General features: G+C 29.6%; 12 protein-coding genes. 6 read left to right on the top strand and 6 right to left on the bottom strand.

The window, feature by feature from the left end:
• Positions 1–53: 53 nt before the first annotated feature.
• Positions 54–680, bottom strand: a complete 627-nt coding sequence (locus F7018_RS16930; RefSeq protein ID WP_150901291.1) for a 4'-phosphopantetheinyl transferase family protein — start codon at positions 678–680, stop codon at positions 54–56.
• A 63-nt stretch (positions 681–743) separates the two neighbouring features.
• Here F7018_RS16930 and ahcY point away from each other — a divergent pair, with 63 nt between their 5' ends.
• Complete coding sequence (ahcY, locus tag F7018_RS16925; RefSeq protein ID WP_150901290.1) at positions 744–2,060, top strand: adenosylhomocysteinase; 1,317 nt, start codon at positions 744–746, stop codon at positions 2,058–2,060.
• Positions 2,061–2,113: 53 nt separating this feature from the next.
• Here the strand turns inward: ahcY and F7018_RS16920 are convergent, their stop codons facing one another.
• The 5 genes from F7018_RS16920 to F7018_RS16900 form a co-directional block, all read right to left on the bottom strand.
• Positions 2,114–5,479 carry a T9SS type B sorting domain-containing protein gene (locus F7018_RS16920; RefSeq protein ID WP_150901289.1) on the bottom strand — a complete coding sequence of 1,122 codons (3,366 nt, stop codon included), beginning with the start codon at positions 5,477–5,479 and terminating at the stop codon, positions 2,114–2,116.
• Positions 5,480–5,665: 186 nt separating this feature from the next.
• A complete protein-coding gene (locus F7018_RS16915) occupies positions 5,666–6,172 on the bottom strand; it encodes a ferritin (RefSeq protein ID WP_150901288.1) in 507 nt (168 codons plus the stop codon).
• Between the two features lie 108 nt (positions 6,173–6,280).
• Positions 6,281–6,559 (bottom strand): hypothetical protein, encoded by a 279-nt coding sequence (locus tag F7018_RS16910; RefSeq protein ID WP_150901287.1) that lies wholly within the window; start codon positions 6,557–6,559, stop codon positions 6,281–6,283.
• 109 nt (positions 6,560–6,668) lie between these two features.
• Positions 6,669–7,676, bottom strand: coding sequence for a TlpA family protein disulfide reductase (locus F7018_RS16905; RefSeq protein ID WP_150901286.1), 1,008 nt, complete (start codon positions 7,674–7,676; stop codon positions 6,669–6,671).
• 75 nt (positions 7,677–7,751) lie between these two features.
• Positions 7,752–9,290 carry a YifB family Mg chelatase-like AAA ATPase gene (locus F7018_RS16900; protein ID WP_150901285.1) on the bottom strand — a complete coding sequence of 513 codons (1,539 nt, stop codon included), beginning with the start codon at positions 9,288–9,290 and terminating at the stop codon, positions 7,752–7,754.
• Between the two features lie 174 nt (positions 9,291–9,464).
• On the opposite strand from F7018_RS16900, the gene F7018_RS16895 reads away from it, so the two are divergent.
• The 5 genes from F7018_RS16895 (at position 9,465) to F7018_RS18580 (ending at position 12,574) form a co-directional block, all read left to right on the top strand.
• On the top strand, positions 9,465–10,145 hold the full coding sequence (locus tag F7018_RS16895) for a response regulator transcription factor (protein ID WP_150901284.1): 681 nt from the start codon (positions 9,465–9,467) through the stop codon (positions 10,143–10,145).
• 114 nt (positions 10,146–10,259) lie between these two features.
• Positions 10,260–11,858 carry a vitamin K epoxide reductase family protein gene (locus F7018_RS16890; protein WP_150901283.1) on the top strand — a complete coding sequence of 533 codons (1,599 nt, stop codon included), beginning with the start codon at positions 10,260–10,262 and terminating at the stop codon, positions 11,856–11,858.
• A 131-nt stretch (positions 11,859–11,989) separates the two neighbouring features.
• Positions 11,990–12,148 (top strand): hypothetical protein, encoded by a 159-nt coding sequence (locus F7018_RS18585; RefSeq protein ID WP_175578769.1) that lies wholly within the window; start codon positions 11,990–11,992, stop codon positions 12,146–12,148.
• A 2-nt stretch (positions 12,149–12,150) separates the two neighbouring features.
• The gene (locus F7018_RS16885; RefSeq protein WP_150901282.1) at positions 12,151–12,369 is read left to right on the top strand and encodes a hypothetical protein; all 219 of its coding nucleotides are present in this window, start codon (positions 12,151–12,153) and stop codon (positions 12,367–12,369) included.
• Positions 12,370–12,400: 31 nt separating this feature from the next.
• Positions 12,401–12,574, top strand: a complete 174-nt coding sequence (locus F7018_RS18580) for a BRCT domain-containing protein (RefSeq protein ID WP_175578768.1) — start codon at positions 12,401–12,403, stop codon at positions 12,572–12,574.
• The last annotated feature ends 100 nt before the right edge of the window (positions 12,575–12,674 follow it).

Here is a 12,674-nt window from a genome sequence, read left to right as displayed (position 1 = left end):
AGAACAAATATAGTGTAGTATGCTATAATATAGGGTTTTAAAAATCCTAAATTTTAACTAGCATACACACAAGTAAACCCTTCCGTTTCTAAAAAGTGAATATTATATTCGGAAGTTACACCTTCATATAAAATTTTACCGGTAGTTTGATTGGTGTCAAAAGAGAAGTCTTCTATATAAATGTTTTCTAAGAAGAGTAATTTTTTCTTACCATAAATTTTGTACAAACTTTCTTTAGCACCCCAAACAATAGTTAGCTTACTCACCAAAGCATCGTGGTTGGCTATCGATTTATATTCTTCAATAGGAGTAAATTTATGCGCAATTTTTACAATTTTGTCGCGTTGCTTCTCAATATCTATTCCTACAGGTTTTTTACTTGAAATAATAATACCTGAAAAAGTAAAAGAATGTGTAATAGAAATAAAATTTCCATCCTTTAAATGTGGCTTACCATACTCATCATACACTAAATCGGCATCAGTGTAACCTACTTCTTTTAGCAATTGACGAACACTTAAAAAGCCTCTTCTGTGTAAATCAGACTTCATATTATTAACACGTTCGCTACTACTTTTCGTAAGTTCAATGTCTTTAGATAAATCTTCAAAAGACTCTTCAATCTTCCAAATCAATACTTTAGAAGTTTCGTTTACCGTTAATGTTTTGTGAATAGGCATATTTTAGAAAGTTATTTCGTAATTTTGCAACTCAAAATTTTAGATACATAAATATACAAAAATATGAGCACAAAAACCGCTACATACGTTCCTTACAAAGTTAAAGATATTTCTTTAGCTGATTGGGGAAGAAAAGAAATTGAATTGGCAGAGGCTGAAATGCCTGGGTTAATGAGTTTACGTGAAGAGTATAAAGATGAGCAACCTTTAAAGGGAGCAAGAATTGCAGGATGTTTACACATGACGATTCAAACTGCGGTTTTAATTGAAACTCTACAAGCTTTAGGAGCTGAGGTTACTTGGAGTTCTTGTAACATCTTTTCTACACAAGATCAAGCTGCTGCTGCTATTGCTGCTGCTGGTACTCCAGTGTATGCTTGGAAAGGTATGAACGAAGAAGAGTTTGACTGGTGTATAGAACAAACGTTATTCTTTGGTGAAGATCGTAAGCCATTAAACATGATTTTAGATGATGGTGGAGATTTAACTAACATGGTATTAGATAAATATCCTGAGTTAGCAGAAGGAATCAACGGATTATCTGAAGAAACTACTACAGGAGTTCACCGTTTATACGAAAGAGTAAAAAATGGAACTTTACCAATGCCAGCAATTAACGTTAACGATTCTGTTACTAAATCTAAATTTGATAACAAATACGGATGTAAAGAATCTGCTGTTGATGCTATTCGTAGAGCAACAGATGTAATGTTAGCAGGTAAAAGAGTTGTAGTTTGTGGATATGGAGATGTAGGTAAAGGTACTGCTGCTTCTTTCCGTGGAGCTGGTTCTATTGTTACTGTTACTGAAATTGATCCAATTTGTGCTTTACAAGCTGCTATGGACGGTTTTGAAGTTAAGAAATTAGAAACTGTTGTTGGAAATGCAGATATCGTAATTACTACTACAGGAAACAAAGATATCGTTAGAGGAGAGCACTTCGAAGCAATGAAAGATAAGACGATTGTTTGTAACATTGGTCACTTTGATAATGAAATCGATATGGCTTGGTTAAATGGAACTTATGGTGATTCTAAAGTTGAAATTAAGCCTCAAGTTGATAAGTATACAGTAAAAGGAAATGATATTATCATTTTAGCAGAAGGACGTTTAGTAAACTTAGGATGTGCTACAGGTCACCCAAGTTTTGTAATGTCTAACTCATTTACAAACCAAACATTAGCTCAAATCGAGTTATGGAACAATGCTGATGCATATAAGAATGAAGTATATATGTTACCAAAGCACTTAGATGAGAAAGTAGCAAAATTACACTTAGCTAAGATTGGTGTTGAGTTAACTGAATTACGTGAAGATCAAGCATCTTATATTGGAGTAACTGTTGAAGGTCCATATAAACCAGAACACTACAGATACTAAAATATATAGTATAGAAATAAAAAAGGTTCGTATGAAAATACGAACCTTTTTATTTACTTTCTAATTAAACTAAAGCTACCTTTTTTTGTAATGACAGTACCTTTTGGGTCAGTAAGTTCAGCATAAAACCAATAGTCATTAGAAGGTAGTTTTACTCCTTCAGAAGTACCATCCCAGCCAGAACTATCAATAAATAAAGTTTTTAATAGCTTACCAAAACGATTATAAATTTTTACATCTCCTTTTTTGTAAAAGCTTTTTCCTATACCCAAAATATGCCAAGTATCATTAACACCATCTTGATTTGGAGTAAAAAACTTAGGGTAACTAATTATAGAAATTACAAAGGACTGTACACCACACTTATTAATGTCTTTTATAAGTATAGTATAAATACCACCTTTTAAATTATCAAAAAAAGGAATTTTTTGATAATCATATATTGTATTTGAATTAGAATCTAATAAACTGAATTCATAATTTCCAAAACCAATATTTGAGGTGTTTATTTTAATACTATTATTCTCTGAATCATCAGTAATTTCTATATCATTAATGGTAATTGAAGATACACTAGATTCTATTACTTTAATGATTTTTGTATCGGATTCACAACCAAAATTAGAAATAGCTGTTACAAAATAGTTTCCTCCTTTGGATGCTTTTGCTTTTATATTATTACTAATAATGTTACCATTTTCATCTTTCCATGTATAATAATAATTTCCTTTAGGATTTAGTACTGTTATGTCTATTGATGAACTAATATTAGTACAAATGATGGTTTGAGTATCTAATTCGAAATAAGGCTTTTCGTTAACAACAAAATCAATAGTTGTTTCATTAAAACATAATGAATATTTAGGGTTTTCAACCCTAACTCTTATAGTTTGTGTTGAAGATGTAAAAGGGTTTGGCAATGGACTAGGTAAAGGGTTATTATTTTCATCAAAATATTTTACTACCATGCCTGTCTGATTTCCTAGTAAAGTATTTTCTATTGTTGAAGTATCAAAACTTTCAATGCCATCAAAATCACTATCACATTTTTTTTGTGCAGGAACTCTACTTAAAGTAGGTGTTGTATTAACTACAAAGTTAATTAATGTTTCATCATAACACTGACCATTAGGGACTTTTGATGTTATATTTAAAACTCTAGCTGTAACTTTTTGTGTAGGGGTAGAAAAAGGATTAGGTAGTGGACTGGGTAAAGGATTATTATCCTTGTCAAAATATTGTACAGTTACATTAGTTTGATTACCAATAATTGTTTTATGAATAGTAGATGTATCAAAATTGAATACTCCATCTTTGTCGTTATCACATTCAGGATTTAATGAAATAGGATTTGCAATAGGTTTTTTTTCAACGTTTAATGTAATATGATGCCCTATTCCCATACAGTTATTATTTAGTTTATTATCTATTCTTATGTAAATATTTTGGCTGTTAGGGGATTCTGTATTTTGATAATTGTTGATGTTTTTTATTTCATTAGATTTTGATAAAGCATCATTCTCATTTTTATAATATTTGATAATAAGTTCTTGATTACTTGGAAATAAATTCATTACATTTTGAGTAACAGAACTAAAATCGAATGTTGCAATTCCGTCTTTAGTATTAAGACCATCATCACATTTATAAAATATTTTTGAAAAAGAGCTAGGAATTTGAGTTGTTGAAATAATTAAGTTAATCTCACTTACTTGAAAGCATCCATAACTATTTTCTACTCTTGCCCATACAATATCATTACTGGCTTTTTGATTTGTATATGAACTAGGGTTAGATATTTTGTTAATATTACTTTCAGCATGAATTTTTTCTTTATGAAAAGTAATTGTGTAATTTTCTTGGTTAGAAATTATTTTAGCTTTTGCCTCATTTAAATTAAAGTATGTGAATCCATCAAAATCAATATTGTCGCATTGTTTTAATGAAACGGATGAACTAATAATAGGTGTTTCATAAACTTGAATTTTTTTAGAAATAGTATATGTTTTACCATTTTTATGACATACAATTGCCTTAACATTATAAACTCCGGGAGAAGAAAATTGATGAGAAGTTTTAATACTTTTTGATGAATTATTAATAGATAAAGGGTCATCAAAATCCCAAGTCACAGACTTTATTTCATTATTATTAGATAGGTTAAAGTTACTTATAGTTTTATAGCAGTTAGAATAGTCATTAATAACTTCAAAAGGAAGGATTGTTTTAACTTCTCCATTGACAGTAATGTAAAAGTTAATATTGTCCCATTCAGGTATATTTCCCCATAAATCCTTTGTTGTTTTATATTTACCAGAAACATCTCCGTTACAACCTCTATACCATGAGTTATCATTATCTTTTTCTGTTCCAGCTATAAAAGCTTCTCCATCACCATACGATATACCTTTATGGACTTCAATTAGTATAGTTTTAACATCAGAAGGTATAGTAATAGGGGTTTTAAAATCTACTAAAAATATTTTTGCTCTATCTCCCAAATAACTATACCCAAAATAGGGTACTTCTTCTATTTGACTGCTCCCTATTAGATCGGATTCTGAAAAAGAAGAAGGAAAATTATCGTCTATTTTATAAATATTAAATTGGACTGTAGATAACCACTCAGCACCGCTTAAACCTATAAAGCCTTTTTTTATTATAAATTCTTCATTTTGACTAACTCCAAAATCTTTAAGTTTAAATTTTCTAGCCCAATATTGATAGCTTGATGTACAAGAAAACATACTTGTTTGTATAGGGTAATCTCCTATATTATGAGATAAGTTTAAATTGGAGTTGGAATTTATGGTACTTAGTTTTTCTCCTGTGACATTTAAAAAGTAATTAGCGTTAGTAGTTATTGGGTTTGTTAATTTGTCTGTAGAATTGTATATATGATTTCCACAACCTTTAAACCAAGATTTATCCTTATCTTTATCTGTACCAGCAATAAGAACTTTTTTATAATTAGGGTTATAAATGTCGTCTAATTGAGTAGCAACAACCATTATTTTTTTGATATTAGAAGGGATAACAATAGGAGAATTGAATTGAATTTTAACAATTTCAGGAATGTTGCCTATTTCAGGTGCTTTTACATAACCTCCATAACCTAATTGCTTTATTTCAGAATTAGGGAAATTATCATCTATGGAGAATATTGTGAAATAAATTTGAGCCCCTTTGTATGAATTACTGATTGCTATTTGACCAGATCTGATAATAAACTGATCTGTAGTTAAAATACCGAAATCTGAAAGTGTAAATGTTCTAGCCCAAAATTCATTTCCGTCGCACCTTGAAGGGTTTATTTTTGTAAGCTCATTTCCAATGTTTTGAGATAGAGTGATTTGAGCAGTCATTTTAATAGTTATTAATAAGTATAATAAGACTATTAGTGATGATGTCTTTTTCATTTAAAGCAGTGTTTAAAACAAAAGTACTGCTTTTTTATTCATCAATGAAAATGAAGTATAAAATTAAAATTAGTTAAATTTTTGTGTTTGATTAATTCAATTGACTAGCTAGGTGTGAGATAATAAAAAGGTTCGTATGAAAATACGAACCTTTTTTATTTTTGTTTTCTTTAATTAATATGCTTTTTAAGCAGTTGGAATACGTTCATCAACCATTTTTAAAGGCATATCGTCCATTAGGTCTATCATGTCTAAAATATCTCTTACTTTTTCTTCCTCTTCAGCTTGTTCAGTAACAAACCATTGTAAAAAGATTTCAGAAGTAAAATCGCCTACTTTTCTTGCAGTTTTAAATGCATGGTGAATAGATTTTGTAACTTCAATTTCGGCATCTAAAGAAGCTTCAAAAACAGCTCGTAAGCTCTCATATTCGTGAGTAATAGTATCTACTGTTGGAGATAAAGCACTACCACCGTTATCATTAACAAACTTGAATATTTTCATCATATGTGCTCTTTCTTCTTCTGCTTGATTATAGAAGTAAGTAGCACTATTTCTAAGTTCTCTTTGATCGCACCATGATGCCATAGCTAAATATTTAGAAGAGGCTTTTTGCTCCATCATTATTTGATGGTTTAGCAAATCCACTACTTCTACATCTAAAATCATATCTCTTCTTATTGCTGTTTCCATATTATCTTATTTTTAGTGTTGCTGGTAACTAGGATAAAGATACAGAATAAATAGCCTTAAAAAAGGAGAGGAGGTTAATTTAAAAATAGTCTTAGTAAAGGTCTGTATTTATCTAAAAGCAGATAATACAGTTTCTCTTAGCTCTAAAATTTGAGGTACATCTAGTAATAAAAGATGCTTATTATCGGCAGCAAAAAGAAGTATATAATTATCTCCTTCAATAATGTTTTCTATAGACTCATATGAAGAATAGTGAAGTATCTTTTTTCGAAAAGCTAATAATTGACAAAAAGTAAAATCAATTACTTTATAACCTAAATCTAATTGGTAGCAGTTGCGATTTTCACAAGAGATTTTATATAAGGTTTCTTTTACTGAAAAATTCATGCAGCAAAGATAATTATTTTTAATGAATCTAAAGAAGAATAATTAAAGGTTATGAAATAAAAAACTCGTCAATTGACGAGTTTTTTATTTTTTAATATTTCTTGATTTATTAAATCTTTAAAGAATTGAATAATTCAATTAATTTTGGATTTGATGGTCTAGGAGCATTTGCAGTCACAATCTTTCCTTGAGGGTCAATTAAAATAAAACGAGGAATACTGTTTACTCTATAAGCATCAGCAAAAGTTTTATCTCTTTTAGAGTATAGTTGAATTCCTGATAAGTTTTTATCAGAAACCATTTTCTTCCAAGTTTCATAATCTCTTTCACTATCAACAGAAATACTTACAAATTCAATGTTTTTACCGTGAAACTGTTTTTCAACTTTTTGTAAGAAAGGGATTTCTTGCTTACATGGATTACACCATGTAGCCCACATATCTATATAAACATATTTACCTTTTAAATCATCTAAAGAAGTGGTACCACCTTTATAATTTTCATAATCTACAAATTTAGGAGATTCAGCACCTTGAGCTAATTTAGTGGTAACATATAAATTATTAGCATGAGTTTTGTTTACATATTGAGTTAAACCTTTAATGTTTTTCTCTTGAGCTGCGACAAAAGTAGAATCTAATTTAGTTTCTTTGATTCTTTTATTAAAGGCATCAACAAAAGCATTTATTTTAGTATCAAACTCTTTTTGAGGTAAATTAAAAAGCGATTGATTTTTAAAAAGCTCTTGTTCTAGTAAAGTAGATTTAGCTAAAAAATTACTTTCTGAAGCTCCTTCACCTGTATAAGCTATACTTTCATAAAACTCATTTCCATTTAAGGACATGTTAATTATAGCACCATTTTTCAAATATAAAGCAGTGGCTTTTTTTCCGTCAAAAAGACGATAAAATCCATCTTTGACATTCATTGTATCTTTAAACATTCCTTGATCATCAACTTTAATTGCACGACTAAATTTTAATTGAGGATTGGAAATTAATATGGAATCAGAGTTTTTATTGGTAATTTTTCCAGAAAATGTAACGAAGTTATTTGGTTCTTTTTTACAAGAAACAATAGTCATGGCTATAGCCATTAAATAAACTATTTTTTTCATTAGATGTTAAGTTTAATTTAAGGATTTAGCATGCTAAATTACTAATTTTTAAATTAGAGCAAACCTTTTTGTAAATTACCCTAACCAACCTTCTCTATCTAAGCTTCTATACTGAATAGCTTCTGTAATATGATGCGATTGAATATCATTAGATAAAGCCAAATCGGCAATAGTACGAGAAACTTTTAAAATTCTATCGTAAGCTCTTGCAGAAAGATTTAGTTTTTCCATAGCTTTTTTTAGTAATTCATTACTTTCATCTGATAATTTACAAAATTTACGAATTTGCTTTACATTCATTTGAGCATTGTAATGAATAGTATTGAAAGAAGAAAATCGTTTAGTTTGGATTTCCCTAGCTCTTACAACTCTTTTTCTAATTTCAACGCTTGTCTCACTTTTTATATCTTCTGATAGTTTTTTAAAAGGTACAGGTGTTACTTCAATATGAATATCAATTCGATCTAATAGGGGACCAGAGATTTTATTTAAATAACGTTGCATTTCGGCAGGAGATGAGTTTGCATGAGAGTTACCATCGTTGAAATATCCTGAAGGACTTGGGTTCATACTAGCAACAAGCATAAAACTACTTGGGTAATTTACAGTAAATCGAGCTCTAGATATGGTTACTTCTCTATCTTCTAACGGTTGTCTCATTACCTCTAGAACCCCACGTTTAAATTCAGGTAATTCATCTAGAAACAGCACACCATTATGTGCTAATGATATTTCCCCTGGTTGTGGTAAATTATTTCCGCCACCAATAAGAGCAATGTCGGAACAACTATGATGAGGCGATCTAAAAGGACGATTATATTGAAGTCCAGAATTTTTTGTTTTACCTACAACAGAATGAATTTTTGTTGTTTCTAATGCTTCCTGTAAAGTCATGGGAGGTAATATGGATGGAAGTCTTTTAGCTAACATTGTTTTTCCTGCCCCTGGAGGTCCAATTAAAATAATATTATGTCCGCCAGCTGCTGCAATTTCCATACATCTTTTAATACTTTCCTGTCCCTTTACATCAGAAAAATCAAATTCAGAAGTATCTGTTCTATTATCAAACTCGACTTGGGTGTTAATTGAAGTAGTTTTTAATTGTTCAATACCATTAAAGTGATTAATTACTTCCATGATATTATGTACACCAAAGATTTCAATGCCATCTACAATTGCAGCTTCTTTTGCATTTTCTTGAGGTAAAATAAAATATTTAAAGCCTTCTTCTCGAGCTTTAATTGCTATTGGTAAAGCTCCTTTTATAGGTTGTAAACTTCCATCTAAGGAAAGTTCCCCCATAATAACATACTCATTTATATTATCAAATTGTATTTGATTTGAAGCAGCTAGTATCCCTATGGCTAAAGTTAAATCGTAAGAAGCTCCTTCTTTTCTAATATCAGCAGGAGCCATGTTAATTATAATTTTTTTGCCAGGAAATTTATAACCATTATTGTGTAATGCTGCAGAAATTCGATAAGAACTTTCTCGTACAGCATTATCAGGTAAACCAACGAGGTGATAACCAATACCTTTGTCAATATTTACTTCAACAATTATTATGGTGGCATCAATGCCAAAAACAGCACTTCCATAGACTTTTACTAACATAGCTTTTTCTTTTTTTGTTAAAGATAAAGAATTTTTTTGAAGGATTATTTTGTGCTTTTTTGTATAAGTGAAATTCTTTCTATAACTTTCAAGTCGTAAAATTAAAAGTTATGAGTTAGTTAATAGAACATTATTAGTCTATTATGAAATTAGATCCCCCGAAACTATATTATTATGGAAAAAGAGAAAAAATCTACATTGATTGTAGATAGTTGCCCACTTATATGTGAAAAGTACAAAGAAATATTAACCCCTTTTAAAGATACCGAGATTTATTTGTTCAATATCGATGTAGCCTATAATTATGAAGGAGCATTTGATGTTGTTAAAAGGATAATAGAGACAGAATCATATTTAGACTTTATTATCTTGGAATTAAAGCTTCCACCTACGGAAGATAAAAGGATATTATCAGGTTTAGATTTTGGAATCTTAGTTAGAAAACTATTACCAACAACTAAATTGATTGTATCAACTTCATGCAACGATAATTATATGGTGCATAGTATTTTTAAAAATTTAAATCCTGAAGGCTTTTTAATAAAAAAGGACTTAACTTCTGATAGTTTTCAAGAGGCCATAGCCTCTGTGGTAAGAGAAACACCTTATTACAGTAGGACTGTTTTAAAGTTGTTGAGAAAAAAGATTTCAAATGAATATTTATTAGATTCTATGGACAGAAAAATATTGTACGAATTGTCAATAGGTTCAAGAATGAAAGACTTACCAAACTATATACCTCTTTCTGTAGCAAGTATTGAAAAGAGAAAACGTCAATTACGTAAGGTGTTTGGAGTTAAGAATAAAGGAGATAGAGAGTTGATACTTAAGGCCAGAGAGATAGGCGTGATATAAAAAAATAAAAGTAAGGTAAAACCTTACTTTTTTTACGGGTTTTTAAACTTTTTTTTAAAGGTTTAAAAATAGATTTGAAGAGAACTAAAAATAGCTACATAAAAAATACAACTTTTGAAAGACACATTAATCAATTTAGTACAAAGATTATTACAAAAAAATAGAATATCATTTGATAAAGAGGAATTATCATTTCAAATTCAAAGTCATCCTTCTTATCCAAGTTTACATGCAATAACAGGAGTTTTAGATCATTTTAATATAGAAAACGTTGCTGCTGATGTGCCTGTGAATACAGAAACTTTATTACAATTACCTGATTGTTTTATAGCGCAAGTAAATACAGAAAAAGGTAAAGACTTAATTGTTGTTGAAAGAAAGAAACTAGATTATACTTTGTATGATTCAGATAATAAAAAAGAAAAACTTTCAGAAAATGATTTCCTTCAAAAGTTTACAGGAATTATTGTTGCTGTTGAAAAAACAGAAGAAAGTACTTCTGTAAAAACATCTTCAAATGTAACAAGTGTCCTTGCTCTAGGAGCCTTATCATTATTAGCACTGTTCATGATTTATCAAAGTACTCCTTCTTTATACACAGTAGCCTACTTATTACTTTCTGTTGTGGGATTAGTAACAAGTATTGCTATTGTAAAACAAGAACTAGGTTTAAAAACATCCATTGGAGATGCTTTTTGTTCTGGAGCAGATGATAAAAAAGATTGTGATGCAGTATTAACTTCCAAAGGAGCTGAAATTATAAAAGGATATAAATTAAGTGATTTTAGTATTCTATATTTCATGGGGTTAACAGCCTTGACTTTTATCCAAGCAGCAAACCCTGTTATTTCATATACTATAAGTTTAGTAGCAATTCCAATTACCTTATATTCTATTTACTATCAATATGCAGTAGTAAAGAAATGGTGTTTGTTATGTTTAAGTATTGTAGGAGTATTATGGTTACAAGCTTTAATACCTGTACTAACGAGTACTTATATCAATAGCTTTATACTTACTGATGTTGTTTTGTTTGGCTTTGTAGCTGTAGCTACTTGGTTAACTTGGTTCTATATAAAACCTTTAATTACTGATGTGAATCAATTAAAAAAGGAGAAGATAGAGAATGTGAAATTTAAAAGAAACTACACTTTATTTGAAAGCTTATTGCACAAAGCACCGCAATTAAACACTCAACTAAACGATAGCAAAGAAATTGTATTCGGAAATCTAAATTCAAGATTAGAAATAGTAATTGTAACCAATCCTTTTTGTGGACATTGTAAACCAGTTCATCAACATATAGATGCTATTTTAAATAGATATCAAAACAATGTAAAAATAAAGGTACGCTTTAACATTAGTACTAAGGACACGAACAGTGATGTTGTTAAAATTACAAGCCGATTACTTGAAATTTATAATACTCAAGGAGCACCTCAATGTTTACAAGCAATGGATGAAATTTATGAAGGAGAGAAACCTTCAGTATGGTTGCAAAAATGGAATGCATGTTCAGACTCTACTGTATATATTGGTGAATTAGAAAAAGAAAATGTTTGGTGTAAAGAGAATGGAATCAATTTTACCCCAGAAATTTTAATAAACGGGAAATCATTTCCAAAAGAATACAACCGAACAGATTTAATTTTCTTTATAGAAGACTTAGAAGAAAATAGTCAACCTATTATATCAATGAAAACAGTATCATAAAAATACACTAAAAAGGCAAAGCCCTAATAAAGGGCTTTGAATTAGAACAAAATTCTCTCGCGAAGAATAGACACAAAGGTGAGTGTCTTTAAAATGTTCACCGCAAAAATAATTTTTTTTAAATATTAATTATGAAAAAATCAATTTTAAATTTAGGAAAAGCTTTAAATAAAGCGGAGTTACAAACTATTAACGGAGGTAGAAAACAGTGTGATAGGAATCATGATGGTATATGTGAAGATTCAGGTAGACATTGTTCAGAGTTTTATTGTCAATTAATACCTTTTTAATAATGAAAGATTCAATTTTAAATATAGGAAAAGCTTTAAATAGAGAAAGTCAAAAAGAAATTTTTGGAGGTAATCCAATTCTTTCTCCAATCAAATTTAAATGCTTAGTAAGTTCTGGAGATAAAAGATGTTGTACACCAAGTGAGTGTGGTGACACAGGAGGTATATGGAGACCTAATGCTTGGGGTTATGGAACTTCTGCTAATTGTATTTGTTTTTAAACAAAAATATTAATCTAAAAATCATTTAGTTATGAAAAAATCAATTTTAAATTTAGGAAAAGCTTTAAAAAAAGCAGAACAACAAATTATTAAAGGAGGTGATGGAACACTAGTGGAACCTTGTAATAGTGCTTCAGATTGTAACCTTTTTTCGGGTCCATCAGCGTGCGCAAATGGAGTATGTATTTATGCTTGGAACCAATAATGTAAAGAAGAGATAAGAGCGAACTATTCTTATCTCTTTTTAATTAAAATATTTTTGCTTGAAAAAATTCCCAAATTACCAACAAACCGAGGCCAAGGAT

Source organism: Tenacibaculum aiptasiae (assembly GCF_008806755.1).
GTDB lineage: Bacteria > Bacteroidota > Bacteroidia > Flavobacteriales > Flavobacteriaceae > Polaribacter > Polaribacter aiptasiae.
The sequence above is the reverse complement of the archived record's forward strand: the minus strand, read 5'-3'. Positions and strand labels throughout refer to the sequence as shown.